General features: G+C 60.5%; 21 protein-coding genes. 4 read left to right on the top strand and 17 right to left on the bottom strand.

The window, feature by feature from the left end:
- Window positions 1-115: 115 nt before the first annotated feature.
- A complete protein-coding gene (locus IAE34_RS09515; RefSeq protein ID WP_200138663.1) occupies window positions 116-1,309 on the top strand; it encodes a benzoate/H(+) symporter BenE family transporter in 1,194 nt (397 codons plus the stop codon).
- A 321-nt stretch (window positions 1,310-1,630) separates the two neighbouring features.
- On the opposite strand, the gene IAE34_RS09510 is transcribed toward IAE34_RS09515, so the two are convergent.
- Window positions 1,631-3,028 carry an aminotransferase-like domain-containing protein gene (locus IAE34_RS09510; protein ID WP_200138661.1) on the bottom strand — a complete coding sequence of 466 codons (1,398 nt, stop codon included), beginning with the start codon at window positions 3,026-3,028 and terminating at the stop codon, window positions 1,631-1,633.
- A 127-nt stretch (window positions 3,029-3,155) separates the two neighbouring features.
- On the opposite strand from IAE34_RS09510, the gene IAE34_RS09505 reads away from it, so the two are divergent.
- Window positions 3,156-4,331, top strand: a complete 1,176-nt coding sequence (locus IAE34_RS09505; protein ID WP_200138735.1) for an MFS transporter — start codon at window positions 3,156-3,158, stop codon at window positions 4,329-4,331.
- On the opposite strand, the gene IAE34_RS09500 is transcribed toward IAE34_RS09505, so the two are convergent.
- On the bottom strand, window positions 4,282-5,043 hold the full coding sequence (locus tag IAE34_RS09500; RefSeq protein WP_200138659.1) for an SDR family oxidoreductase: 762 nt from the start codon (window positions 5,041-5,043) through the stop codon (window positions 4,282-4,284). The genes IAE34_RS09505 and IAE34_RS09500 overlap by 50 nt on opposite strands.
- 230 nt (window positions 5,044-5,273) lie before the next feature.
- Between IAE34_RS09500 and IAE34_RS09495 the strand changes: the two genes are divergently transcribed.
- A complete protein-coding gene (locus tag IAE34_RS09495) occupies window positions 5,274-6,275 on the top strand; it encodes an NADP-dependent oxidoreductase (RefSeq protein WP_200138657.1) in 1,002 nt (333 codons plus the stop codon).
- A gap of 38 nt (window positions 6,276-6,313) precedes the next feature.
- On the opposite strand, the gene pyrF is transcribed toward IAE34_RS09495, so the two are convergent.
- Window positions 6,314-7,015, bottom strand: coding sequence for an orotidine-5'-phosphate decarboxylase (pyrF, locus tag IAE34_RS09490; protein ID WP_200138655.1), 702 nt, complete (start codon window positions 7,013-7,015; stop codon window positions 6,314-6,316).
- A 179-nt stretch (window positions 7,016-7,194) separates the two neighbouring features.
- Between pyrF and IAE34_RS09485 the strand changes: the two genes are divergently transcribed.
- Window positions 7,195-7,359, top strand: a complete 165-nt coding sequence (locus IAE34_RS09485) for a DUF2897 family protein (RefSeq protein ID WP_200138653.1) — start codon at window positions 7,195-7,197, stop codon at window positions 7,357-7,359.
- A 243-nt stretch (window positions 7,360-7,602) separates the two neighbouring features.
- Here the strand turns inward: IAE34_RS09485 and IAE34_RS09480 are convergent, their stop codons facing one another.
- The 14 genes from IAE34_RS09480 to gmd form a co-directional block, all read right to left on the bottom strand.
- On the bottom strand, window positions 7,603-7,926 hold the full coding sequence (locus IAE34_RS09480; RefSeq protein ID WP_200138652.1) for a ComEA family DNA-binding protein: 324 nt from the start codon (window positions 7,924-7,926) through the stop codon (window positions 7,603-7,605).
- An 853-nt stretch (window positions 7,927-8,779) separates the two neighbouring features.
- The gene (locus IAE34_RS09475) at window positions 8,780-10,774 is read right to left on the bottom strand and encodes a polysaccharide biosynthesis protein (protein WP_200138650.1); all 1,995 of its coding nucleotides are present in this window, start codon (window positions 10,772-10,774) and stop codon (window positions 8,780-8,782) included.
- 40 nt (window positions 10,775-10,814) lie between these two features.
- Window positions 10,815-11,993 (bottom strand): DegT/DnrJ/EryC1/StrS family aminotransferase, encoded by a 1,179-nt coding sequence (locus tag IAE34_RS09470; RefSeq protein ID WP_200138648.1) that lies wholly within the window; start codon window positions 11,991-11,993, stop codon window positions 10,815-10,817.
- A gap of 42 nt (window positions 11,994-12,035) precedes the next feature.
- A complete protein-coding gene (locus tag IAE34_RS09465) occupies window positions 12,036-12,662 on the bottom strand; it encodes an acetyltransferase (protein WP_200138647.1) in 627 nt (208 codons plus the stop codon).
- Window positions 12,659-13,255, bottom strand: a complete 597-nt coding sequence (locus IAE34_RS09460) for a sugar transferase (RefSeq protein ID WP_200138645.1) — start codon at window positions 13,253-13,255, stop codon at window positions 12,659-12,661. Before IAE34_RS09460 ends, IAE34_RS09465 begins: the two co-directional genes overlap by 4 nt.
- Window positions 13,252-14,469, bottom strand: a complete 1,218-nt coding sequence (locus tag IAE34_RS09455; protein WP_200138643.1) for a glycosyltransferase family 4 protein — start codon at window positions 14,467-14,469, stop codon at window positions 13,252-13,254. The genes IAE34_RS09460 and IAE34_RS09455 overlap by 4 nt, the downstream gene beginning before the upstream one ends.
- A 2-nt stretch (window positions 14,470-14,471) precedes the next feature.
- Window positions 14,472-16,301, bottom strand: coding sequence for a heparinase II/III family protein (locus tag IAE34_RS09450; protein WP_200138642.1), 1,830 nt, complete (start codon window positions 16,299-16,301; stop codon window positions 14,472-14,474).
- Window positions 16,298-18,442: a bi-domain-containing oxidoreductase gene (locus IAE34_RS09445; RefSeq protein WP_200138640.1), complete on the bottom strand. Its 2,145-nt coding sequence runs from the start codon at window positions 18,440-18,442 to the stop codon at window positions 16,298-16,300. The genes IAE34_RS09450 and IAE34_RS09445 overlap by 4 nt, the downstream gene beginning before the upstream one ends.
- Window positions 18,443-18,542: 100 nt before the next feature.
- On the bottom strand, window positions 18,543-20,471 hold the full coding sequence (gene asnB, locus IAE34_RS09440; RefSeq protein ID WP_200138638.1) for an asparagine synthase (glutamine-hydrolyzing): 1,929 nt from the start codon (window positions 20,469-20,471) through the stop codon (window positions 18,543-18,545).
- A 10-nt stretch (window positions 20,472-20,481) separates the two neighbouring features.
- Window positions 20,482-21,795, bottom strand: coding sequence for an O-antigen polymerase (locus IAE34_RS09435; RefSeq protein ID WP_233631038.1), 1,314 nt, complete (start codon window positions 21,793-21,795; stop codon window positions 20,482-20,484).
- Window positions 21,779-22,885 (bottom strand): hypothetical protein, encoded by a 1,107-nt coding sequence (locus IAE34_RS09430; protein ID WP_325100982.1) that lies wholly within the window; start codon window positions 22,883-22,885, stop codon window positions 21,779-21,781. The genes IAE34_RS09435 and IAE34_RS09430 overlap by 17 nt, the downstream gene beginning before the upstream one ends.
- A gap of 214 nt (window positions 22,886-23,099) precedes the next feature.
- Window positions 23,100-24,071 carry a glycosyltransferase gene (locus IAE34_RS24330; protein WP_233631036.1) on the bottom strand — a complete coding sequence of 324 codons (972 nt, stop codon included), beginning with the start codon at window positions 24,069-24,071 and terminating at the stop codon, window positions 23,100-23,102.
- Window positions 24,072-24,144: 73 nt separating this feature from the next.
- Entirely contained in the window at window positions 24,145-25,065 is a 921-nt protein-coding gene (locus tag IAE34_RS09420; protein ID WP_200138636.1) for a GDP-mannose 4,6-dehydratase, read from the bottom strand.
- The gene (gene gmd, locus IAE34_RS09415; protein ID WP_200138634.1) at window positions 25,049-26,086 is read right to left on the bottom strand and encodes a GDP-mannose 4,6-dehydratase; all 1,038 of its coding nucleotides are present in this window, start codon (window positions 26,084-26,086) and stop codon (window positions 25,049-25,051) included. The genes IAE34_RS09420 and gmd overlap by 17 nt, the downstream gene beginning before the upstream one ends.
- Between the last annotated feature and the right edge of the window lie 15 nt (window positions 26,087-26,101).

Genomic DNA, 26,101 nt, shown 5'->3' with positions numbered 1-26,101 from the left:
TCAGCGCTCCATAGTTGGGGACTGTACGGCTAAATGCAATGATTGCTGTACGGACCGTATTGCCACGCCACGCGCTAGGCTGCGCAATCTGTTCGTCTGCACAAGGATCGTCCCCGTGACCCACGCTACTTCCACGCCCCTTCGGCCGCTGGCCGACAGCTCGCCGGCAGCCGTGGTCGCCGGCTTCATCGCCATGCTGACCGGCTACACCAGCTCCCTGGTGCTGATGTTCCAGGCAGGCCAGGCGGCTGGGTTGAGCACCGCGCAGATCTCTTCGTGGATATGGGCGCTGTCGATCGGCATGGCGCTGTGCAGCATCGGCCTGTCGTTGCGCTATCGCACGCCGATCACCGTGGCCTGGTCCACGCCAGGGGCGGCGCTGCTGGTCACCAGCCTGGGTGGAGTGAGCTACGGCGAGGCCATCGGTGCCTATATCACCTGCGCCGTGCTGGTGCTGATCTGCGGAGTGACCGGCAGTTTCGAGCGATTGGTACGGCGCATTCCAGCGTCTCTCGCCGCAGCCCTGCTGGCCGGGATCCTGTTCAGGATCGGTAGCGAGATCTTTGTCGCGGCCCAGCACCGCACCCTACTGGTGATCGGCATGCTGTTTAGCTACCTGCTGGTCAAGCGCCTGTCACCGCGCTACTGCGTGCTGGCCGCACTGGTGGTCGGCACGGCGTTGTCGGGCGCGCTCGGACTGCTGGACTTCAGCCACTTCGACCTGCAGCTGGCGCATCCGGTGTGGACCACGCCCAGCTTCTCGCTGGCCGCGACCATCAGCATCGCCATTCCCCTGTTCGTGGTGGCGATGACTTCGCAGAACATGCCCGGGGTGGCGGTGCTTCGCGCCGATGGCTACCAGGTGCCGGCCTCGCCGCTGATCACGGCGACCGGCATGGCCTCGCTGCTACTGGCGCCGTTCGGCTCCCACGGGGTGAACCTGGCGGCGATCAGCGCAGCGATCTGCACCGGTCCGCATGCCCACGAGAACCCGGCCAAGCGCTACACCGCCGCGGTATGGTGCGGGGTGTTCTACGGCATCGCCGGCGTGTTCGGCGCCACCCTGGCCGCCCTGTTCGCCGCCCTGCCAAAGGAGCTGGTGCTGTCGATCGCGGCCCTGGCGCTGTTCGGTTCGATCATGAACGGGCTGAGCGTCGCCATGGGCGAAGCACGCGAACGCGAGGCCGCCCTGATCACCTTCATGGTGACCGCCTCGGGGCTGACGCTGTTTTCCATCGGAGCGGCGTTCTGGGGCATCGTCGCCGGGGTGATCACCCTGCTGATCCTGAATCCACGCAAAGCGGCCTGAGGCACCGGGGTTGGCAAGGCGGCCTTTGGGACCGTTCATCCTCCAAGGCGTTGCGCCAAGCACTAGTGTGGTGTTTCACAAGTAACGCTGATAAAGGCCGAGTGATTTTCATGCTCAGGCAAGGCGCCGCGACGAGTCGTAGCCCAGCTACGGCGAGGAGCGGCAACGCCGCATGAGCATGAAAAGCGCCGGCATTTATAGCGTTTACTTGTGATACACCACACTAGGCTCTGCCTGAAAAGCCTAGGGGGGTCATCGCAAGGCCGTGGCCACAGGACCTCGGGACCGCAATCGTGGTAAATGGCTGTGCCGTTGTCATTCTCAGCCAACCGCAGGTCGCCCCGCCTCTGCAAGGAAGGTCTGAGCACGCACATCTTGTGCGTAGGCGACATTGATACGCAGCCAGGGACTGTCCTCACCCATCGGATCGAAAGCGCTGCCTGGTGTGAGCAGCACGCCGTTCGCCAGTGCCTTGCGGTCCAACCAGGGAAAGCTTCTTCCCGGCACGCGCGCCCAGACGAACATGCCACCATAGGGCTCGCAGAACACCTCCCAGCCGCCTGCCTCCAGTTGCCTCAGCAGCGTGGCCATGTGTTCGGCCAGGCGAGCGCGCAGCCGCTGAACATGCTTGCGATGGCTGCCGGTGGCGAGCATCTGCCCGACCACCTGCTCGACGAAGCGCGAGGTGCCGATGCCGGCGATCATCTTCAGCTGCGCCAGGCGTGCGATCAATGCCGGCTCCGCATTGATGAAGCCCACGCGCAAGGCACTGCTCAGGGTCTTGGAAAAGCTTCCCAGGTAGATCACCCGGCGTTCGCTGTCCAGTGTCGCCAGGCGCGTGGCCGGCCCCTGTTGAAGGTCGGCATAGATATCGTCCTCGATGATGCGCAGGTCATGCTCACGCGCCAGCTCCAGCAGGCGGTAGGCCATTTTCGCGCTCAGGCTGGAACCCGTCGGGTTCTGGTAAAGACTGTTGATGAACAGGCAGCGGGGCCTGTGCGTCGCCAGCAACTGCTCGAGTGCCTGGAGATCGGGACCGGCCGCCGTGCGCGGCAGCGCCAGCATCTGCACCTGGTGCTGGCGCAGCAGGTTGAACAGGTTGTAGTAACCCGGCGTTTCGACGATCACCGTGTCCCCGGGCACCAGCAGCGTACGCACCAGCAGATCCAGCGCATGACTGGCGCCGTGGGTGGTGAGGATGCTCTCAGGCGTGCTGACGATCTCCAGGCGCGTCAGGCGCTTGTGCAACTGCTGGCGCAGACTGGCCAGACCCAGCGGCGGGCAATAGCGAAACAGGTCCTCGGGGTCGCCCCGCCCCACCTGACGTATGGCCTGCGCCAGCGCGTCGCGCCCCTGCCACGAGGTGGGTAACCAGCCGCAGCCGAGCTTGAGCAGCGCTGCATGCTCGTCATTGAACTGACGCCAGCGGCCGTCGACGGCGTCGCCCCAGGTGTCGGCATCGTCGGGGGGCTGAGCGCCACGCCCCTCGGCCACGAAGAACCCTGCCCCATGACGGGCTTCCAGCCATCCGCTGGCGACCAGCCGGTCATAGGCTTCGATCACGCAAGACTGGCTCAGGTGATGACTGCATGCTAGTGCCCGAATCGACGGCAGGCGCGCGCCAGGGCGCAGCCGCTGTCCCTCGATCCAGGCGCGCAGGTGGTCGGTGAGCTGTTGCACCAGCGGTCGAGGGCTGGTGCGGTCCAGGGGAAGTTGCATGGCAAGTGTTCGCTGATTTCGGGGAAACAGTTAAGCATAAATACTACGGGACTGTGCCTTGTCCGTGCCCTCGGGGCCGTCCATCCTGGCCGCCTTCTCCATTCAACCTTCCCAGGATCCCTACCGCATGCACGCTCGCCTGGCTTTCGCCCTGTGCCTCATCACCCTGGCGGTGAACCTTCAGGCTCCGCTCTACACCGCTTACGCCGAGCTGTCCGGCGACGGCGCCACAGGCACGGCGCTGGCCTTCTCCGGCTACGTGCTGGGTGTGCTGCCGGTATTACTGCTGTGTGGCGGTCTGTCCGAGCGCGTCGGCCGTCGCCCGTTGATCATCGCCGCGCTGATGCTGTCGATGCTCGCCACCAGCCTGCTGCTGCTCGCACCCGGCTTGAAAATCCTGGCGCTCGCGCGTCTGCTGATGGGGGCAGGCACGGCACTGGCGACTGCCTGTGCCACGGGCTACATGTACGATCTGCAAGGTGGCGGGGACGACGCCCGAGCGGCCAACTGGGTGACCGCCAGCACCTCACTGGGCTTCGGACTGGGCGCCGCATTGACCAGCCTGTGCCTGTTGTTCGGCGCCAGCCTGAGCCCGGCCAGTTTTCACCTGCAGCTACTGCTGGCCGGGCTCGCCATACTGCTGGTCTGGCACCTGCCCGACCCGCGCGTGGCACAGCGTGTCTCCATGCTGCGCCTGCCGTGCTACCCGGCCGGCAGCCTGCCCTACGGCCTGGCGATCCTGCTGGCATGGGCGTGCACCGGGCTGGTCATCGCCCTGGTGCCAGGCGTGCTGCGCCAGCAAGGCCTGAGCCACTGGTCAGGTTTCTCGACCTTCTGCGTGATCAGCTGCGGACTGCTGTTCCAGCCGCTGGCCCGCCGCCTGAGCAGCGCCCGCGCCACCCTACTGGGCCTGGCCATCCTGCCGCCCAGCTACCTGCTGCTGGCCTGGGGCGCACACAACGGCGTGCTCGCCGCGGTACTGGCCGGCGCCGTGGCGGCGAGCAGTGCCTGCTATGGGTTCATCTACCTGGGCGGGCTGGCGGCCGTCAATGCACTGGCCGGCACCCAGAAAACCCGCGCCAGTGCCGGCTTTCTGCTGCTCGCCTACCTAGGCTTCAGCCTGCCGGTGATCATTACCGGGCTGCTCACGGACAAGCTGGGCGACTCCGTGGCCCTGCGCCTGTTCGGCGCAGTGCTGATACTGGGCTGCGCCGCCGTGGCCATGGCCTTGCTCGGTACAAAGGGTGCAGCCGTCAAATGGCCATGGCGCCGCCGTCAACAGCCAGGCTGTGACCGGTGGTGAATTTCGCCCCATCGCAGCACAGATACAGCACCGCACTGGCGACTTCCTGCACCGTGCCGATCCGTCCTACCGGATGCATCGCCGCGGCGAATTCGGCCTTGCGCGGATCGGCCTCGTAGGCACGCCGGAACATGTCGGTGTCGATGACCGCAGGGCATACGGCGTTGACGCGAATACCCTTCTTGGCATACTCGACGGCCGCCGATTTCGTCAGGCCGATCACCGCATGCTTGGACGCAGCATAGAGGCTCATCTTCGGCGCAGCGGCCAGGCCGGCCACCGAGGCGGTGTTGACGATCACCCCGCCACCCTGGGCCATCATCAACGGCAGCTGGTACTTCATGCACAGCCACACGCCCTTGACGTTCACCGCCATGATCGCATCGAACTCGGCTTCGCTGCCTTCGGCCAGGCGTCCCCGCTCTATTTCGATGCCAGCATTGTTGAAGGCGTAGTCCAGCCGCCCGTGGACCTCGGCGATGCGCTCGTGCAATTGCCGAACCTCGCTGTCCCGAGTCACGTCGCAGGCGACGAACAGGCCGTGCCCGCCTGCCTGCCGAATCTGTGCCACCGTCGCCTCACCGCCGAGCGCATCCCGATCGGCCACCACCACCCTCAGCCCCTCTGCCGCGAATGCCAGTGCGGCAGCACGGCCTATGCCCGCAGCGCCGCCGGTTACCAACGCTACCTGCCCGGAAAACGTCATGCTCATTTCAGCCCCCAGTGCGATGAACGACTCAGACGCCGCGAGTCTAGTGCGCGGGCGCTTGCACCGGGCAGCACCATTGAGTCCGCAGTTGTGTCAGCATCGGTTGCAGTGATTGTCCAATGGACCTAGCATCAATCAAATGAATCGATCGGCATTCGCCACGTGTGTCGACCTTGCCTGGCCATACCCGACGGTTTATCAACGCACTTTGCCCTCTACGCGGAGCTTCTCCAATGACTCAGACCAATCGCCGATTCCTGCTCGCCAAGCGCCCGACAGGTGCCGTGCGCCGTGAAGACTTCGACTATCAGCAAGTCGCGGCCGCTGAACCCGGCGACGGTCAGATCCAGGTGCGCAACCTTTACCTCTCCCTCGATCCGGCCATGCGCGGCTGGATGAACGAAGGCAAATCGTACATTCCACCGGTCGGACTGCGTGAGGTCATGCGCGCGCTGGGCGTGGGCGAGGTCGTCGCCTCCAGGCATCCGGACTACAAACCGGGCGATCATGTCAGCGGTGCGCTGGGCATCCAGGACTACTTCACCGGCACGCCACAGGGCTTGCACAAGATCGATCCAAGCCTGGCGCCACTGCCACGCTACCTGTCCGCACTGGGCATGACGGGCATGACCGCCTACTTCGCTCTGCTGGAAGTCGGCCAGCCCAAAAGTGGCGATACCGTGGTCATCTCCGGCGCCGCCGGTGCGGTCGGCAGCATCGCCGGACAAATCGCCAAGATCAAAGGCTGTCATGTCGTCGGCATCGCCGGCGGTGAACAGAAATGCCAGTACCTCAAGGATGAACTGGGCTTCGATGGCGTCATCGACTACAAGGCCGAAGACGTTCTGGCTGGCCTCAAGCGCGAATGTCCCAAAGGAGTCGACGTATACTTCGACAACGTCGGAGGCGACATCCTCGACGCCGTGCTCAGCCGTCTGAACTTCAAGGCACGGGTGGTCATCTGCGGCGCGATCAGTCAGTACAACAACAAGGAAGCGGTGAAGGGTCCGGCCAACTATCTGTCGCTATTGGTCAACCGTGCGCGCATGGAGGGCTTCGTGGTGATGGACCACGTCAAGGACTACGGCAAGGCCGCACAGGAAATGGCCGGCTGGCTGGCCAGCGGCAAGGTCAAGAGCAAGGAAGATATCGTGGAGGGGCTGGAGACGTTCCCCGAGACGCTGCTCAAGCTGTTCAGCGGCGAAAACTTCGGCAAGCTGGTGCTGAAGGTCTGAGCGCGACGGGGCCGCCTGGCGGCCCCGCTGGTGTGCATTCAGTTGCGGATCTCGGCCACCACCGCTGCCAATGCCTGAGCCGGATCGGCGGCCTGGCTGATGGGACGGCCGATGACCAGATAGTCGGCGCCAGCGTCCAACGCCTGGCGTGGTGTGAGAATACGTCGCTGATCGTCCTTCGCGCTCCCGGCCGGACGAATCCCGGGGGTGACCAACTGCAGCGAGGGGTGCGCCGCCTTGAGGGCCGAGGCTTCCAGGGCCGAGCACACCAGCCCGTCCATACCCGCCTTCTGCGCCAGTGCAGCCAGGCGCAGCACCTGCTCCTGCGGATCGATGTCCAGACCGATGCCCGCCAGATCCTCACGCTCCATGCTGGTCAGCACGGTCACACCGATCAGCAACGGCTGCGGGCCGCTGCGCTTGGCCAGTTCCTCGCGGCAGGCCGACATCATGCGCAGGCCACCGGAGCAGTGGACGTTCACCATCCACACGCCCATCTCGGCGGCAGCCTTGACCGCCATCGCCGTGGTGTTGGGAATGTCGTGGAATTTGAGATCGAGAAACACCTCGAAGCCCTTGTCGCACAAGGTCTCGACGATCCCCGAAGCGCTGCTGGTGAACAGCTCCTTGCCCACCTTGACCCGGCACAGTGCGGGATCGAGCTGGTCGGCGAGCTTCAGAGCAGCCTCACGGGTCGGAAAATCGAGGGCGACGATCAGGGGCGTCTGGCAGGCGGACATGGTCGGGGTCTCTGTGGCAAGTCGTGAACGGCGCGCATTGTAAACGAAATGACGGCTCGATTGGCGGCGAGAGGCGACGGGGCAGTGTATTGACGGCCATCACCGCCAGGGAACGCGCCTTGGCTGCCGCTGGTCGAAGGACATGACGAGCATGCCCTCACTGTCAAAGGAGAACGACCATGCCATGGTATGCCTGGCTTATCCTCATCGTGGCCCTCGGATCCATCGTCGGTGGCCTGATGATGTTGCGTGATACGGCGAAAAAGTTGCCGTTGAGCGAGGAGCAATTGAAAAAGGTCCATGAGCGCAATGCCGAAGCCGATGCGCGTGACGCCAGGAATTAGTCGCTCAGCTCGATCCAGGCTGGGATACTGATCAGTACTTCCCGCGTCACGTCGCTTTTTTCTCCAGACCGTGACTTTCAAGCATGGAGCGCTCGAGACGGTCTGGGACGCTGAACTGGATGCGGCGCCACTGCCAAGGTGGCCATGGCCCCCGCCAATCAAGCAAGTCCCCTGATACTCCTGGACCATCGGCAGCCCAGCTTTCGCCTCCCCTGATCTTCGTCCAAGACCCCCGAGTAGGGCCTAGTGCACGACGAGCCTTTTTCTGTTCTTCTCGACCAATGCGCTGCCTATGCCTTTCACTTCGAGCAGCTCATCTACGCTGCGGAAGGCGCCATTGGCTTTGCGATAGGCCACGATAGCCTCAGCCTTGGCCCTACCTATTCCACTGAGCGCCCTCTGCAGCATTTCGGCGCTGGCCGTATTCAGATTGACTGGACGCTCCAGCCCCGACGGGGATGGTTCAACGAGTCGCTGGGGAGGACACCCAGGTACAGCCGCTGCGGTGGATGTAGCCAGGCTGATGCACAGAGGCAACAGCAAAGCACTGATAAAGATTTTTCGCATGCTCGAACGCTCCCTGGAGTGAGTCACAAATCAGTCGCTTCCTCGACCGCTGTCAACTTAACGACCTGCATGAGATCCTGCCATTGGTTCTTGCCAGCGAATATTTACCAAATCAGACATAGCTCTTTTTTCAGAGCATCTCACCTGAATCGCCTTGCGGACGTAGCACATGCCGCGGCCAGGGCAGTGTATCCATATGACGGGTTGGTGAAGCCTCCGTGGCAGCGCACGGGAACTGCGGTCTACTCCGGCCGATCTGGCAGTGTCCTTTGCGGATGATGGCCCCAGAAACAGCTGGGCATCGGGACGTCACGCCGAGTTGAATGACATACCACGCAGGTATAAGCGCTGGTCGTGTCCTGGAAGGTGGTGTAACTCATCGTGGTTCATGCCATTGAGTTCGCCGGTCAGCGATCACAGCTGACAGCGTGGTTTGTGAATTACTGCTGACCGCTTCGGGCTCCACAATTAAGTCGAGAGCACAGCATCGGGAGTCAGCTAAGGGCTTTGGATGTAGGGTCCATGGAGCGCTCACGGTGCATTTCCCATTCTGGACCTGACAAGCCAGTCACATCAGGACGTCACATGAGATTCAGAGAGGATTTCGAAATGCTACAAGGGTGAGACACAAAGACGGCACCTTTCCAAACGACACGCACCCGGCTGGAGGAAAAGCTCGGAAGCGCTGGATCAGGGAGAAGGTGGGTCAGGTAAAGGAAAAGCCACAGATCATGACCAGGCGGGATTGCCTACGGCTTCGTTGGAATGGATGAGTGTCTGACGCCACGCCTGCACTGGAGTAGCCTCGACGACAGCCTGGGACGTTGCCACGCGCCCCAGACGGCCTGAAACGTTACCCCTCCAGGCGACGCTGCTGGTGGATCCAGTCGACGATTTCTCCTTCTGGTGCATAACCGACCACCGTCTCACGCAGCAGCTTGCGCACCTGCACGAAATCGTCATCCTGAACCGCCTGCATGAGTTCACGCAGGGAATCCTTGAGCGCCTCCCATGGTAGGAAATCCTCCGCAGCGCTCATGATCATCGGATGTCCGGTAGGGATCACGTTGTCGCCGATCAGCAACTCCTCATAAAGTTTCTCCCCAGGCCGCAGTCCCGTGAATTCGATGGCGATATCGCCGTGCGGGTTATTCTCCGAGCGCACGCTGAACCCGGAAAGGTGGATCATTTTCTCGGCCAGATCGACGATCGTCACCGGCTCGCCCATGTCCAGCACGAAGACGTCTCCGCCCTGCCCCATGGAGCCAGCCTGGATAACCAACTGCGCTGCTTCGGGAATCGTCATGAAGTAACGGGTAATCTTGGGATGGGTGACGGTGACGGGCCCCCCCTCTTTGATCTGCCGATGGAACAGCGGGATGACCGATCCCGACGAGCCCAGCACGTTGCCGAAACGCACCATGGTGAAACGCGTCTTGTTCACCTGGGCGACGTTGGAACGGTCGCCGTACAGCACAGGTGCCACTTCTTTACTGAGCGCCTGAAGGACCATTTCCGACAAGCGCTTGGTACTTCCCATTACATTGGTCGGACGCACGGCCTTGTCGGTGGAGATCAGTACGAAGTTCGGCACGCCCGCCTGCACAGCCGCTTGCGCCGTGTTCAGCGTCCCCATGACGTTGTTGTGGATGCCCTCAGCGATGTTGTGTTCGACCATCGGTACGTGTTTGTAAGCGGCAGCGTGATAAACGGTGTCGACCCGCCAGGTGCGCATGACATCGATCAACTGATGCGGGTTGCGTACCGACCCAAGAATCGGCAGCACCTTGATGGACAAGGACTCACGAGCAACACGGTGCTCCAGCTCCGACAGGATGCTGTACAAGTTGAACTCGCTGTGTTCCAGCAGCAGCAGCACTCGCGGTCGCAGGCTCAGTATCTGCCTGCATAGCTCTGACCCGATAGAGCCGCCAGCCCCCGTCACCAGTACTGCCTGTCCCTGCACGCAGTGGGCCAACAAATCCGCCTGAGCGGGCACGGCATCGCGGCCGAGCAGATCGGCAATGTCGACTTCCTGGATGTCGTCGACCTTGACCCGCCCGCTCGCTAGGTCCATGAAGCCCGGAACACTGCGAACATGCAAAGGGAAGCCTTCGAGATAGCCGAGAATTTCGCGCCTGCGTACACGGCTGACCGAAGGCAATGCCAGCAGCAGCTCTTCTGCACCGGTATCGTCGATCATTCGTTGAATCTTGTCGGACCCGTAGACATGCAGACCCGAAATGACCCTGTCGGTGATGCTGGGGTCGTCGTCGATGAACGCGACGGGCCGCATCATCTTGCCCATTCGCAACGCTGCTACCAGTTGATTGCCCGCTGCACCCGCGCCGTATATCGCCACTCTCGGCAAGCCGTTGTCGCGCGTACCGAACGGAGCACTGGGCGGAGCACCAAACCAATCGCCCAGGAAGTACTGGCGCATGATCAGGCGCAGGCCACCGACCATGATCAGGCTCAGCCACCAGTAGTTGAACACGATCGAACGCGGCACCAGCGGAAGATGATTGCTGTACCAGAAAATGACCAGCCCCAGGATCAACGACGACAGCGTGACCGCCTTGACGATGGCAATCAGCGCGTCGTTGCCCAGGTAGCGCATCACGGCGCGATACATGCCAAAGCGTACGAACAACGGTATGGCAGTGAATGGTGCACTCAGGAACAACCAGGGATGCTCAGTGATCGGGTTATCCATTTCGCTGACACCCAGGCGCACCGCAAATGCCAGCCACAGCGCGACCCACACCAGGATCACATCGGTGGTGACCTGGATAAGCCGCTTCTGGCTGCGGTTCAGGTTCAGCAACCCTAAGCGTAGTCTGTCCATACATCCCTCAGTAACATTTCACACCCAGTCACTGGGCAACTCACCGTGCTACTGCACGTTCCATGACCGACGCCAAGACATCACAGGTCAACTCGATCTCTTGCGCACGCAATGTTGGATGCACCAGGAACATCAGACTGGTCTCACCCAGTTCATGAGCCACCGGCAACGGCTGCGCGGGACGCCAGCCCGTACCGTCGAACGCTTTTTCCAGGTAGACCTCGGAGCAGGAACCGGAGAAGCACGGCACGCCGGCCTCGTTGATTTCCCGGGCGATACGATCACGGTCCCAGCCTTGAGCCAGCGCAGCGGGCTCGACGAACACGTAGTACTTGTAGGCAGCATGGCGAACGTCATCAGGGACCTGCGGTACACGCAAACCTGGGAGCCGCGCCGCTGTAGCCTGAATGCGCTGGGCATTTTCGCTACGCTGCGCCTGCCACTGGGGCATCTGCTGCAACTGCAGGCGGCCGATGACCCCCTGGACTTCGAGCATCCGCCAGTTGGTCCCGAAGCTTTCATGCAACCAGCGGAAACCCGGCGGATGCTGCCGCTCGTAGACGGCCTCCCAGCTCTTGCCATGGTCCTTGTAGGACCACATGGCCGACCACAGCGCCTTGTCGTTCGTCGTCACCATGCCACCTTCGCCACCGGTGGTCATGATCTTGTCCTGGCAGAACGACCAGGCTCCGACGTGCCCGATCGACCCTACCGCACGTCCCTTGTAGAGTGCGCCGTGCGCCTGGGCACAGTCCTCTATGACCTTCAGGCCACGCTCCTCGGCCAGTGCCATGATGGGGTCCATGTCGCACGGCCAGCCAGCGAGGTGTACGCAGATGATTGCTCGAGTTCGATCGGTCAACACCGCACTGATGGTATCGGCGGTGATGTTCTGCGAGTCGCGGTCGATGTCGGCGAAGACAGGCACGGCGCCTGCGTTGACGATCGACGACACCGAGGCGAGGAAGGTGCGCGAGGTAACGACGACTTCATCGCCTTCACCGATTCCCAACGCTTCGAGGGCCAGGTCCAGGGCGACGGTGCCATTGGCCACGGCGACGGCATAATCGGTCTGCGCCCAACTGGCGAACTCGCGTTCGAATTCACGGCATTGCTGGCCCGTCCAGTAATTCACCTTGTTGGAAAGAATGACGTCACGGACGGCATTGGCCTCTTGCTCCGTGAAGGAGGGCCATGGTGCGAAAGCAGTATTCAACATGTCGATAGATCCATAATCCGATACGAAGCGAAACCCGTTGATTCAGTGCGGGTCGGCCAGTGTGCGAGCAGGTACGCCTACGGCAGTGACGCCGTCGGCCACGGGTTTGACCACTACGGCCCCGGCACCGATCACCGCCCGCGACCCAACCTGGATCAATTGACGGATGCAGGCACCAATGCCTATCCAACTGAGGCTGCCGACGCTAACGCCACCTGCCAGGCGAGCACCGGGACTGATATGTACGAAGTCGCCCAGCAGACTATCATGATCGACGCTGCAACCCGTGTTGAGGATGGCGCCCTCGCCTATCCGAGCATCGATATTCACGATTGCACCGGCCATGACGACGCTGCCCTTGGCAATGCTGCATCGCGGGCTGACGACCGCCTGTGGATGAATCAGAGAGACGATAGGCGCGCCGACGCCCGCCAGGTCACGCTGTTTATTCTGGCGTATCTCATTGTTGCCGATACCGACGATCACACCCGCGACGCTACCCAGCTGTTCGACGAGGGCCGCGCTGTCGCCGACGATCGGCCAGAGGCCGTTCGATTGTCGCGAGGGCCAGGCGTCGTCGTAGAACACGACTTCGTCGAAGAATAGCTCGCCGATTTCGGCCAGTACCTTGCCGTGTCCACTCGCACCCAGGATGGCCAGACGTCTCATGGTTCGTTTCCGGTGAACTTGCTCATTGTCACTTCGCCGCTGCCGGTGATGTCGTCTTTCTTCACCACTTTCTTGACTGTCAACAGCAAGATCTTGATGTCGAGCCAAAAGCTGCGGTTGTCGACGTACCAGATGTCGAGCTTGAACTTTTCATCCCAGCTCAGCGCATTCCTGCCGTTTATCTGCGCCCAGCCCGTCACTCCGGGACGTACGTCATGGCGACGGTACTGCTGCTGCGAGTAGAGAGGAAGATACTCCATCAACAGCGGACGTGGCCCGACCAGGCTCATGTGACCAAGCAGCACATTCCACAGTTCCGGCAGCTCGTCCAGACTGGAGGCACGCAGGAAACTGCCGAAAGGTGTCATGCGCTCGGCGTCTGGCAGTACATTACCCTGCGCATCCACTGCGTCACGCATGGTCCTGAACTTGACCATCTCGAAGGGTTTGCCATGCAGCCCCGGGCGTTGTTGACGAAACAGCACAGGGGCTCCGAGGTTCTTGCGCACCTTCCACGCCACGAGCCCAATCACCGGTGACAGCAGCAACAAGGCGCAGGCGGACGCGACCACGTCGAATAATCGCTTGATCATTTTGGCGTACCCTCCAGCCAACGCACGAATTGTCCGGAGAGCATCTTGCGATCGAAGCTGCGCATCGCCAGCTGACGCCCGCGCAAGCCTTTGGCCTTGAGCTCGTCCCGGTCCGAGGCCGCTCGCTCCAAGGCGTCGGCGAATGCGTCGGGATCCTCGGGTGCGACGGCGAACCCGCAGTCTTCCTTGGTGATCATCTCCGCCAACCATCCCGGATAGTTGTTCAACACTGGCAAACCCGATGCGATGTAGTCGAAGAACTTGTTGGGCGACGTTCCGAAGTAGAACGCGCGGACATTGGCGAGAATCTGCAAGCCCAGATCGGCACTGGCCATCAGCCCCGCCAATCGCTCTTTGTTGACCGGATCGTGAAACACCACGTTATCCAACCCTTCGGCCTTGGCGCGTGCTACCAGGCCGGGCTTGAGCTTGCCCTGCCCGATCAGCACCAGGCGGATATCGTCACGACCACGGGCCTTCAGACGGGCAGCGGCATCCAGTACGGCATCGAGCCTGTTGGCCATGCCATGGGTGCCGGTGAAAACGGCCATCAGTTGCTCGGCTGCCACGCCTGCCGGCCGCCAAGGCGGTACCGGCGCATCGAAGATGTCCAGATCGCAGCCGTTGGGAATCATGGCGACCTTCACAGGATCGACGCCCCGCGAGACAATGCCCTCGACGATGCCCGGCGACAGGCCGATCAGCCGGTGCGCAGAACGATAGCTGACCCATTCGAGCACAGACATGGCCCAAAGCACTGCTGGATTCTTGATCACCCCCATGGCCCTTGGCAGCTCCGGCCACAAGTCGCGTACTTCGAAGACGAAGGGTTTGCGCCGCAGCCAGCGCGCGAAGATACCCGGGATACCCGCGGTCAGCGGGGTGGTCGTGGCGAAGACCAGATCATAGCGGTGCGTCAGGGCGACCCCGATGCTACGGACCGCAAATTTCAGGAAGCTGATCGCCCGTTTGAGGAAGCCGTCACTGTTCGCATAAGCCAGGTCGAACTCAATGACGTCGATCCCCGCCACCTGCCCCGTGCGCTTGCCGGACACGAATTGCCCGTCAAGACCGGTATTGCCACCGCCGTAACTGCCACACACCATCGTCACCTGATGGCCCTCGGCAACCAGTCGACGCGCCATTTCGTAGGAACGAATCCCAGTCGCACCATTGGGAGTCGAGAAATGTTGGTGGAAATAGAGAACTCTCATGGTTACCAGTGATACTCCGTAATCAAGACCCCAGCGGTCGCCACTTCGACTTCCAACACTGGTACTGGTGTTTTTTCAAGGTAGTAACGCGATTCCCAGCCAGTGACCAGCTCGCAGCGCACGAGTGGCACATCGCCGGTGACCGAAAGCCGGTGCGAGCCGTTGCTCACGCCATTGTCCTGGAGGACCCAGTCTCCGGGCTCCAAGCGCCAGCGCAGCACTGCTCTGCTGGAAAAGCCGCTGACTTGGTCGCGCACCTGCAGGCTGCGCGGTCCCAGGCTCAGGCTGCGCGCATGCTGGGCGCCTTTGCCGTCTGTGTAGGTCGCGCCACAGCTGGTCGTGTCGCCCCCATCGCATGGAGGCTGAACATCCACGGCACGCAACCAGTCGCCGAACAGGAATCGACTCAGGCGCGGCATCTGGTCGCGGTCGTCGAACTGCACGGTATTATGACTGGCCGTACCAGGGAAGTACCGTAACCACTGCGGTTCGCAGTTGTAACTGAAACTGCCTGCATCTCGCAGCAGATTTCTACCCTCGAGCCACAAATCCACATGCAGGGCATCGGCCTGTCCTGGCCGGAATCGAAAACGCGGATAACGCAACACTGCCTTGCAACCCGGCTGATGCAGTACCGCATAGCCACCCTGATCGAACAACCGGCTGACGGGCCGTTCGGCCAAGGCCTCTGGCTGGGTCACTTGCAGCCACTGCAAGGGGAGATCCCACGAGCCGGAATCGGCGTAGGCACGCCGCTCATCGAACAAGGCCATCGCCAACTGCACCGACGGACGATAGTCCCGGTAATCGGTATCGCTCAGGGCAAGCAAGCGCGCGCCGTCGTTAGCACCCAGGTTGGGAGCATCACCCGTGGCTGCGTCGGTCATCACGAACAGCCACTGGGACGCAGCCTTCGCCCGGGCGTACCACGTGGGGCTGAAAGGAGCCAGCTCGCACTTGCGCCGCCATACCTCCACCATCGAGAAGGTGTCGAGCATCACCCGGTGGTAATTGACCGAGTACTGGCTGAAGCTGCCGTCGCGTTCGATCAGCCGTGCCGCCCGGTTTTCCAGCCAGCGCCGCCCTGCCTCGAACCAGCCCCTGGCAGCGGGATGGCCGCTGCTCATCAGCCAGCTGCCGCCGACATAGAGCGCGGCAGCTTCGGACGTACCATGGTTATTGTCCTGGGCCATGGCATAGCTGATGGTGGGCGCGATACGCTTGAGGTGCACCTCGATCAGTGCAGCCAGCCCCGGCTGGATGGCGTCATGCTGGCCAAGGAGTACAGCACTCATGGCCAGGTGCAGGACGCGAATCGACGCTTCCTGCCCGCACTTCCAATTCGGTCCGTGATAGGGCGGGTTGTGTCGGCACCAATCGGCAAGCCAGAGATTCAAGCGTGTCAGGGCCGTCGAGTCTCCCTGACAGGCACCTTGGGCGAAGGCAAGCACCCAGTCGAATCTCGAAGCCTCCCAAATGCTCTTGATGTCGCCCACCGATGGATCGAAATCGGCGATCAGCCACCAGGGCCGGTCGGGGGAAGGCACGCGTACACCGGTCAATGGGTTCAGATGCCAATCGGGCGGGCTGTCCTGCTGGGCGACCGTCCAGTAACCGTAGTACAGCACCGACTCGTACCACTGGCTGGTCACCGGCAATTGCCGAAGCGATGGTTGAGGCGCGACGAAGAATGGCCCTTCAGGCGTCTGCGCCTGAAGCCGGCGCACGGGATTCAGCCCGGTCTTCACCCCCAGCCTGTAGCCCAGCGCCCGGCAAAGATTGCCAGGCCCCAATGCCAGCGCGGTCCGCGCCTTCACGAGAAAGAGACTCATTGAGCTCGCAGCATCCGCGCCACTTCGATACTGACCCGAGCCACCTCGAAGATTTCATCACTGGGGATAGGCGTAGGCTTACCTTGCGCGACCGCCTCGAGGAACGCAGCTGCGCACTCGGACTGTCCCTTGTTCTGCTTCCACAGATTGAGCTTGTCGAAGCCTGGCCAGCCGAACCCCTTGAGCTTGCGGAAGTTGTCCAGCTGAAGGACGCGGCCCGCCGCGAAGACTTCGACGCGCTCCTTGGGGAAGCTCGCGGCACCATTGGCCAAGTAAAGAATGGTGCCGAAAGAGCCATCCTCGAAGCCCAGCGTGATCGAGGCTTTGTCCTCGGTGACAGCCACCGCGCCGGAATCACCCATTCTACGAGCCTGGATAGAAATGATCGGGCTGGCGACCAGGAAGCGCATCAAGTCGATGAAATGGCAGGCTTCACCGATGATACGACCGCCACCCACGGCCTCGTCCTGGGTCCAGTGTTCGGCGGGGATGGCCCCGGCGTTCATGGTCATGATCAACGACTTCGGCTCTCGGACAGCGCTCAGCAGCGCCTTCATCTTCTGCACCTGCGGCGAGAAGCGGCGGTTGAAGCCCACCATCAAATGCGGCTTGCTGCCACGCTCGACCGCGCCGGCGTAGGCGTCCTGCACCTGAGCCAGGCCTTGCTCGTCGATCGCCAGCGGCTTCTCGACGAACACATGCTTGCCAGCTTCGAGCACTTGTGACACGAAACGCGCATGACTGTCGTGCCGAGTCACGATGGCCACGGTGTTGATCGCTTGATCATCCAGCATGGCAGCGACATCGGTGGAGGCTTGTGCGAAGCCTGCCTTGCTGCCATGGATCACGCCGTTCAGCCCGCCGGCGGTGACGATGGTATGGAACTGGGCACCGGCAGACTTGAACGCTGGAATCAGCATGCGCGATGCATAGTTGCCCGCGCCGATGAAGCCCACTACGGGTTTGACCGGGTCGAACACGGGCATCGACTCGGGTGAAAGCGACACCGCCTTGATGTGACGCTCTTGCGGCGCGGAGCGGTACTCAAGGAGGATGCCGAGCGCCGAGCTCTCGCCGGTCAGGGTCTGGTAGGCGCTACCCGCCTCCTCGAAGGCGAAGCGATGGGAAATGAGCTTGTCGACGTTGAGCTGGCCGCTGGCGAGCATGTCGAGAATGGCCTCGAAGTTACGTTGTTCGGTCCAGCGTACGAACCCGATGGGGAAGTCATTGCCCTTTTCTTCGTAGTTGGGGTCATACCGACCTGGACCGTAGGAGCACGAAACCTGGAAGGTCAGTTCCTTCTCATAAAAGTCTGCTCGGTTAAGTTCGAGTCCGGTGACGCCTACCAGCACGATGCGACCGCGCTTGCGGCACATGTTCGCTGCCTGGGTAACCGGATCCGAAGACTTGGTGGAGGCGGTGATGATCACACCATCGACACCGCGCCCTCGGCTGAAGGCCATACCAGCGGCGACCGGATCTTCGCCCAGACCAGGGTTGCAACTCTCGGCGCCGTAGCTACGGGCCAGTGCCAACTTCTGCTCATCGAAGTCGATGGCCAACACTCGGCAACCTTGTGCGCGCAGCAACTGCACGGTGACCAGGCCGATCAGGCCGACACCGGTAACGACAAACGCCTCTCCAAGCGTAGGCTGGGCCAGACGGATACCTTGCAGACCGATGCTGGCGAGCACGGTGAACGATGCCGCCTCGTCACTGACTGCATCGGGAATTCGCGCGCACAGGTTCTTCGGTACCACCACGACATCGGCGTGCGGACCATTGGAGACGACCCGGTCCCCGGGCTTGAAATCCGACACCCCGGCTCCAGCAGCCGCCACCACGCCTACGTTGCAATAACCCAGCGGCAGCGGCTGAGCGAGCTTTGAGCGCACGGCCTCGACCGTCGTTGCCAGGCCATCGGTCTGGACCTTCTGCAACACCATACGAACTTTGTCGGGCTGCTGACGGGCCTTTTCGATCCAGTTGGCCTTGCCGAATCCAACCAGCATACGTTCGGTACCCGCCGAGATCAGCGTCCGGCTGGTATTGATCTGCAGGGCGCCACCGCGCACTGCTGGCACCGGCGCCTGCACCAGGGAGGTTTCACCGCTCGCCATGTTCTGAACCACTTGTTTCATGAATTGCCACCAATAAGATTGAAAAAACCGTGCGTGCTCTCATCACCTTGGGCCGGGAGCGTCACTCGCCTCGACCGACCCTTGGCCCAGTACAACGTTCTCAGCGGTCGAGAGCGAAGTTGCCATCCAGATATTGCTTGCACCACAACTCCATGCAGACGATGCCGAACAACGTGTAGGCCGCATCTATGCGCCCTGCCCGGTCGGCCGCGATCAGTCGCGCTACCGCATCAGGATCGAAGATGCCGCGATTGCGCAGGGAAGCAGGCGACAGCACCTCGTCGACCAGTGGCTTGAGACGTCCTTGCAGCCAGTTGCGCAGAGGCACGCCAAAGCCGGTCTTGGGTCGATAGATGATATCGTGCGGCAGGTACGGTTCCATCGCCTTCTTGAAGATCCACTTGCCCTCGCGCCCCTTCTGCTTGATCGAAGCAGGCAGGCCACCGGCGAGCTTCACCAGGTCCATGTCGAGCAGGGGCACGCGAACTTCCACACCGGCGGCCATGCCCATCTTGTCGGTGTAGTTGAGATTGTGATCGGTGAGGAAATGCTTGCACTCCAAGGTGAGCATCTTGTCTAGCGGCGTTGCACCAGCAGGCACTCGAGACAAGGTCTCGCGAAGCGGCGCGAACAGCTCATCGGCAGCCAGTTGCCGCAGAAGTTCGGGGGCCAGCAGGCCGTGAGCCTGCTCGGGCTCAAGCCAGAAGAAGTAGCTGATCAAGCGGTCGTCACTTGGCAGGTCAGCGTAGCGGAAAGCCTTGCCCAGACGGCGCGAAAGGGGCGAGGACGCTGGCAGCAGGTTGGCACTGGCAGCCAACGCGCCGCGCAAGGGAGCGGGAAGGCCGCCCCACCAGCGTTCCTGGCTCAACGCGAAATGGCGACGATAGCCGGTGAAGATGTCGTCTCCGCCAGCTCCGGACAGCAACACCTTTATGCCATTCTGGCTGGCCAGTTCCGAAATGAACAACGCATTGAGCGCAGCTGGATCAGGAGTTGGCTCGTCCAGCAGGTAGACCATCTCCGGCAGACGATCCATCATTTCGTCACCGACACCGACCACATGCAGATCGACACCCAGATGCTTGGCGACTCGTTGCGCGTACGGCAGATCGTCGGCGAACCCTTCATTGGCCGTCGAGCCGTTGTCGACTCGGATGCTGAAGCACTGCAGCCGTTCCTTGTCACGCATCTGCTCGGCGGCGAAAGCGACGATCGCGCTGGAGTCCAGACCTCCAGACAGGAAAGATCCCAGGGGAACATCGGAAACCAATTGGCGATTGACCGCGGTACGAACAGCCTCGGCGACGGCAGCGGCGGTTTGCTCGACGCTTTCGGTCAGAGGCTGCTCCTGAATTGGCAACTGATAGTAGAACCACTTCTCTTCGACCTGGCCATTGCGCACCCGTAATACCTGTCCAGGTAGAACTTTGGTGATGTCGCGCACGATGGTGCGCTCGCCTGGAGACCAGAGATAGCCCAGATGAGCGAGCACTGCCCGAGGATCGATTTGAGGGGTACTGAAACCGCCTCTGAGCAAGCCTTTCATCTCACTGGAGAATGCAAAGCAACCGCCATCGTTGAAGACGTAGAGCGGCTTTACGCCCAGCTGATCCCGCGCGACCCAGAGGGTCTGACTGTCTCGCTCCCAGAACACCACGGCGAAGATGCCATTGAGCCTTTTCAGACAATCGATACCGTCCCGGCAGAACAAGGCCAGCAGTACTTCGGAATCGGATTGGCTAGTGAACGTTACACCGTCACGTTGCAGTTCGGCTCGCAGTTCACGAAAGTTGTAGATCTCGCCGTTGAACACCATCACTACACGGCCATCAGGCGAAACCATCGGTTGATGGCCGGCCGAGGTGGTATCGAGGATGGACAGTCGAACTTGACCCAGCCAAACGCCAACCTCGGTATCGGACCATATCCCCTGGTCATCCGGCCCGCGACGGCGAATGAATGAAAGCGCCGATGAGAAGTCAATCGACGTCTTGGTGCCATTGTGTAGATAACCCAGAATTCCGCACATGCCTGTATCTCTAGTTCGGGTAAGTGGCAGGCGTCTCGCGCCTGGAGCTCAAAAGAAGGAACGGCAACCAGATGGAGGCCAGCAGCAACAAGACCGAGGAAAGCTCGCCGCGGAAAAGATGGAGCATCGAGGCAATGGCCAGGGCGTAGGAGCCAAGTGCCCGATCATTTCCGGGATTGTAGATGACCGCACCGTACAGCCTTCCCCACACGAGGCCCAGGATGAAACCGCCGGCCAGCACCCCAAAAATGCCAAAGTTCATGTAGAACTCACCAAAGACACCAGGTGGGAGCGTAGTGCCCTCCATCAGCCATTTATTGGGCCAGAATGCAGCGGTAAAAACTCCAGCAGCCGTAAGCGGTTTGTCCGGGAACAGGGTCGATGGAATCAGAATCAGCACAACCATCATGAGCGTTGACCCATTTTGCCATGGCAGTCCCTCGGGCATGGCATCGACTAGAACAGTCATCGTTTGCAGCTGCATGAGATTGCCAGTGAACTGGGTGGCTAGAAAATTTATAAAAGAGAGGAAGACGCCTTGGTCTTCTTTGATGAAATAAAAGTGCCCAGTAGCAAGAAATTCCTGCTTGAAAATATGATAGGTCATCAAGGACACAAACATCGCGACCCCCATCACGGCGCCTTTGAACAAATTTATTCGCTTCACCCGATAGTGACGAACGACCAAAAGGGAAAGAATTGCGATGAATATCGTGGATTTTTGTCCTTGCAAAGCACACACCATCAGTGCGGCTATGAAGAAACCCCAAAAGACCACACGCTCGCGTCGGGATACCGAACACCCACGTGTTAAGCGGATGTACCAGGCCAGGGTCACCGAAAGCAGAAGATTCTGCAGCAAAAAAAGACCATTGAGCCCCGCAAAGGCTCTGATCCTGTCGCTGGCCCCCTGAAGAAGCCCGGTCAAACCTCCCAGAATTATCAGTATCACGCAAAAAGCGGCTAAACCTGCGATGCTGAACAGTATCGATCGCTGCAGGAAAATACGCGACCTGACAATGTATCGAGGCGTCCCAGGAAAATTCAGCTGGGACTTGCGGCCCAACAGCACACCGACCATGACTGTCAGCAATGCGGCACTATAGATCATCAAGGCTTGAAGAACTGACGCCTCTTTGTCCAGAAATGTGAAATCCCAGAAAAGGCTAAATCCATCAATGGAGACGATGAACGGATACAGTGGAACAAGTACCCCTACGCACCAGATCACAAAAAAGAAAAAACCGGCTGAAAAGCAATCGAAGCCAGCGCTTTTGCTGAAGTTCTGCCCTGTTGTCACCGCGCGATTATCCCCTTGCATCATCACACTCTCCTTCGAGGCTCGCCACGCGCATCTTTACGGCAGATAGCAAAAGTACCAATGACAGCATCGTCCCAGCGAAATAGGCGACCACTCCTGCCCATCCGGCAACCGTTGGAATGCCGAAATAAAGAATCACGGCAACCAATGCACCCTCGAGAATATTGACTTTCAAACTAAGCCCGAACACTCGAAGTGCCACCAACATCGTACCGCATGCAAGTGTCACTGCCTTGAGCGGCAGACTCAAGGCCAGTAGCAGCACATAGTGCGCGGCCGTCTCATACTTGCCGCCTACAAGCAATAGCCAGCCTCCCGCTGCGCCCATTAGTGCAATTGCAACTGCTGACGAAACTAGCAACATCATTTTTATCAGGGCTTTGAACTGACCCCGCAGGGCAGACGGATTCTGCAACGCCTCCACTAAATCGGGTATCGCGCGCTGGGCAATAATAGCCAGAGGCAGTAGACCCAGAACCAGGCTCAAGCTAGCGAGACCGAAAAATCCGATCTCATCCGTTTTGACATGAAGCGCCGTCATAATCAGAACGGGTAAACTATCGACCAGAAGGCGCACAAACAGACTTGCATTGATTGTCAACCCAGACAAACCTGTGGCTCTCAGCTCACTGCTTTTAACACGGGTCAGGTGCAAGGCGGGCACCACGTATGCGCGCAGACGCCACCAGACCGCCATCAGACATGAGAGCTCCGTGAGGTAGCGAGCCGCCATCCAGCCTTGTACTCCGTAGTAACAGGTCAGTACCACATGCACGACTATGCCCAGCGCGGTCACGAACATCAGCGGCAGGTAGACCTGATGGATTGCTTTCACGCCCTGGGCGAAACCTGTCGTCACACGGAGTAAATTAGTGACCAATACCAAACCACACGTGAGGAACACGTAGTAGCTGATCGCAGTTGTTAATATCAACTTGTGTACAGCGTATATTCCCAACATCACGAAACTTGACGTCAGCAGAACCAGCAGAAACACCTGACGCAGTACGGCTTGCTGAGTAGTTCGATGTTCACAGGCTGCCGTGTCGCGAATAGCAATGCTCTGCATCCCGAGGCTTCCGCCAAGCACCACCAGTGCCAAGACTGTCTCCAATGAGCGGACGACACCGACCACACCTGGCTCAACAAACGGTGCGATTAAAAACTGGCTTATTATGACTCCGCCCTGAATGCAGGCAGTCACAATGAATAACTGTAGCAATCTAGAGGTCTGAAAAGTTCTTACGACACGAGCTAGCACACATGTACACCTTTATTATTCATTTGAATGCCAAGTTTTCAGCACGTCAAACTAATGTCTCGAGAATAGCCTTGAGTGCTTGGCGGCGTGCGTCGATCGAGTATTTCTCGGAGATCCAGCGATGGCGAGCCAGAGCCTCTGGCTCGCCAACCGGCGTGGCCAATACCTGCTCCATCGCAGCAGCGATTTCCTGCGGGCTATCCGGCTGCACCCAGTGCGCGAACTCGCCTGCCACTTCTGGTACAGCCCCACGCGGTGAAGTGATGACTCGAGCACCACATGCCAGCGCCTCACCGATGGCATGGCCAAAACCCTCGTAGAGGGTGGGCTGCACATAAGCCAGGCAACGACGGTAATGGTCCCGTTTTTCCTCATCCGAGATCATGCCGATGAACTGGACCTGCTCGGCCACACCCAGACGCTGTGCCAACGCCTGCAATTGAGGGAGATAGTCACCATGCTTGCCAGCGATGACGAAGCGGATCTGCGGGTGATCCTTGGCGATTCGAGCGAACGCCTCGATACTGGGCACCAAGCCTTTGCGGATAGCATTGGTACGGCTGGTCCAGGTCACCGTGAAGAAGTAGTCGGACGGTTCGCTGACCTGCGCCGCTGGCGAGTAATACGCCGTATCCACCGCCAGCGTGGCATAGACAGGATTACGAACGGCGAGGTTGCTGGTCACTTCGTCGTATTCGGACATGGAGATGAACAGGTTGCGATCAGCCAGGCGCAACGAGGTTTTCAACACCAGTTTTTGCCAAAGCGGACGGTCCAGGTAGCAGAGGCCAGGGATTTCCTTGCGGCAGGTCGAGTAATCGAATGCTCCTGTCACCACGACGGGCTTTCTGCGCAGCTTTCCGGCCAACAGTGGAAACGGCGAGTGGCCCCACCACCAGCAGTAATAAAGATCGGCTTTCCAGTCGAGACTCGCGGGCGAACCGGCCAGCACGACCTCATGCCCCAGCTCCTGCAGAATTCTGATGTCGACGCGGTAGAACTCGACTTTGTCGAACATTTCACGCCAGTTGGCGTGAGCAGACATATTGGCAAAGAAACAGATACGCACAGTTATACCAATCCGTTGTGATTCACTTGGCTGGGGCCTGAAGATTGCATTCGTACATCGATCGCAGGGTGTCGGACAGCTGAGATACTTCGATGGTACCAACCAGGTCGTAGAGCCGTTGTGGAGTGCCGTACAACTCCTTGACTTCATCTGCTCGGACGAAGGCAGGGTCTACCTGCACCTGTGGACGATAACCTGCAATTTCCGCCATCGTGTCGATGACTTGCATCAGAGAGACGCTGCGTCCGGAGCAGAGATTCACGAAATGCCCTTGGGCCTGGCACTTCAGCAGTCGCGCGTAGGCCTCAGCGATGTAGCAAACGTCCGACAGATCACGGGACACATCGAGATTGCCTAGACGGAGTTCGGTTTGACGACGCGCGAAGGCGGCGACGATCTTGGCGAAAACAAAAGCTTCGGACTGCCCTGGGCCGGTATAGTTGAACGGCCGGGTGACCAGTATCGGAAAACGACTGAACCACTTGCCAACCAGTGCCTCCATGGTCAACTTGCTCAACGCGTAGTGATTCATCGGCCGCGGCTCGCTGTCTTCGGCGATCGGCGATTTCAACGCATTGCCATAGATGTTGGCACTGCTGGCAATGATGACCTTTTCCAAGGCCACGCCACTGTCCTGGAGAGCCGTGAGCAAGCTTTCGGTACCCAGCACGTTGACTCGGTAGTAAGACAGTGCATCACTACCGGTGACGTGCGCCAGAGCGGCAAGGTGAACGACATGCGTAGGCTTGACCTGACCGATCCACTCGGTCAGGCGCGCGGTATCATTCAGATCCGCCTCCAGATGCTCGGCCTCACACGCCAGGCGACGTCCACCCAGCCCTACGATACGCCAACCTTCTTCGCTCAGGCGGTGCGCAAGATGCGCACCGGTGAAGCCAGACAGGCCGGTGATGAGGACGGTCTTGTCAGAACGAAGTGCCATGCTTGGCCCTCTTCAGGTCTGCTTCGACCATCAGTTGGCAAAGCTGCTCGAGGCTGGTGGTGGGCTGCCAGCCAAGGCGTTCCCTGGCCAGGGAGGCGTCACCGATCAGCAGCTCGACTTCGGCTGGACGGTAGAACTGCGGATTGACCTTGACGCGAGTAATCCCGGTACGGCGGTCTACGCCGAACTCCTTTTCGCCGCTCTCGCGCCACTCGATATCCACCCCTACTGCCTTGAAACTCATGCTGACGAAGTCACGTACCGTTTCGGTTCGATTGGTGGCTAGGACGAAGGTATCGGGCTGGTCGACCTGCAGCATGCGATGCATGCCATCGACGTATTCGCGAGCAAAGCCCCAGTCGCGCTTGGCGTCCATGTTGCCCAGCTCCAGCACCTGCTGAGTGCCCACTTCGATGTTAGCGACGGCGTCGGTGATCTTGCGTGTCACGAACTCCTTGCCGCGCAGCGGGGACTCGTGGTTGAACAGGATACCGCTGGTAGCGAATATATTGTACGACTCGCGGTAGTTGATCGTGGTCCAGTGCGCGAACAGCTTGGCGACGCCGTAAGGACTGCGCGGGTAGAACGGAGTCGACTCCGATTGCGGCACGGCCTGCACCAACCCGAACATTTCCGAAGTCGAAGCCTGGTAGAAGCGGATGCCCGGATTGACGATGCGGATAGCCTCCAGCAGATTCAGCGCGCCAACGCCAGTGATCTGGGCTGTAGCGATGGGCTGATCGAAGGAAACACCGACGAAACTCTGCGCAGCGAGGTTGTAGACCTCGTCGGGCTGAGTTTTCTGCAGCAGGCGCACAGTACCTGCCAGATCGGTCAGGTCGAACTCGACCAGTTGCAGGTTCTCATGGCCCAGCAAACCGAGTTCCTGCAACCGCCAGAAATTCACCGAACTGGTCCGACGGTAGGTGCCATAGACCTTGTAACCCTTACCCAGCAGCAACTCGACAAGGTAAGCCCCGTCCTGCCCGGTGATGCCCGTAATCAGCGCACTCTTTTGCATTTGCCACTCCACTAA

Source organism: Pseudomonas sp. S30 (genome assembly GCF_016518545.1).
Classification (GTDB): domain Bacteria; phylum Pseudomonadota; class Gammaproteobacteria; order Pseudomonadales; family Pseudomonadaceae; genus Aquipseudomonas.
This window is presented reverse-complemented; position numbering and strand designations above follow the sequence as displayed.

Excerpts from the sequence above, each read along its gene's own strand:
- IAE34_RS09510 (WP_200138661.1), bottom strand. The coding sequence starts at position 3,028 with ATGCAACTTCCCCTGGACCGCACCAGCCCTCGACCGCTGGTGCAACAG.
- IAE34_RS09505 (WP_200138735.1), top strand. The coding sequence starts at position 3,156 with ATGCACGCTCGCCTGGCTTTCGCCCTGTGCCTCATCACCCTGGCGGTG.
- IAE34_RS09500 (WP_200138659.1), bottom strand. The coding sequence starts at position 5,043 with ATGAGCATGACGTTTTCCGGGCAGGTAGCGTTGGTAACCGGCGGCGCT.
- IAE34_RS09495 (WP_200138657.1), top strand. The coding sequence starts at position 5,274 with ATGACTCAGACCAATCGCCGATTCCTGCTCGCCAAGCGCCCGACAGGT.
- pyrF (WP_200138655.1), bottom strand. The coding sequence starts at position 7,015 with ATGTCCGCCTGCCAGACGCCCCTGATCGTCGCCCTCGATTTTCCGACC.
- IAE34_RS09485 (WP_200138653.1), top strand. The coding sequence starts at position 7,195 with ATGCCATGGTATGCCTGGCTTATCCTCATCGTGGCCCTCGGATCCATC.
- IAE34_RS09480 (WP_200138652.1), bottom strand. The coding sequence starts at position 7,926 with ATGCGAAAAATCTTTATCAGTGCTTTGCTGTTGCCTCTGTGCATCAGC.
- IAE34_RS09475 (WP_200138650.1), bottom strand. The coding sequence starts at position 10,774 with ATGGACAGACTACGCTTAGGGTTGCTGAACCTGAACCGCAGCCAGAAG.
- IAE34_RS09470 (WP_200138648.1), bottom strand. The coding sequence starts at position 11,993 with ATGTTGAATACTGCTTTCGCACCATGGCCCTCCTTCACGGAGCAAGAG.
- IAE34_RS09465 (WP_200138647.1), bottom strand. The coding sequence starts at position 12,662 with ATGAGACGTCTGGCCATCCTGGGTGCGAGTGGACACGGCAAGGTACTG.
- IAE34_RS09460 (WP_200138645.1), bottom strand. The coding sequence starts at position 13,255 with ATGATCAAGCGATTATTCGACGTGGTCGCGTCCGCCTGCGCCTTGTTG.
- IAE34_RS09455 (WP_200138643.1), bottom strand. The coding sequence starts at position 14,469 with ATGAGAGTTCTCTATTTCCACCAACATTTCTCGACTCCCAATGGTGCG.
- IAE34_RS09450 (WP_200138642.1), bottom strand. The coding sequence starts at position 16,301 with ATGAGTCTCTTTCTCGTGAAGGCGCGGACCGCGCTGGCATTGGGGCCT.
- IAE34_RS09445 (WP_200138640.1), bottom strand. The coding sequence starts at position 18,442 with ATGAAACAAGTGGTTCAGAACATGGCGAGCGGTGAAACCTCCCTGGTG.
- asnB (WP_200138638.1), bottom strand. The coding sequence starts at position 20,471 with ATGTGCGGAATTCTGGGTTATCTACACAATGGCACCAAGACGTCGATT.
- IAE34_RS09435 (WP_233631038.1), bottom strand. The coding sequence starts at position 21,795 with ATGATGCAAGGGGATAATCGCGCGGTGACAACAGGGCAGAACTTCAGC.
- IAE34_RS24330 (WP_233631036.1), bottom strand. The coding sequence starts at position 24,071 with ATGTTCGACAAAGTCGAGTTCTACCGCGTCGACATCAGAATTCTGCAG.
- IAE34_RS09420 (WP_200138636.1), bottom strand. The coding sequence starts at position 25,065 with ATGGCACTTCGTTCTGACAAGACCGTCCTCATCACCGGCCTGTCTGGC.
- gmd (WP_200138634.1), bottom strand. The coding sequence starts at position 26,086 with ATGCAAAAGAGTGCGCTGATTACGGGCATCACCGGGCAGGACGGGGCT.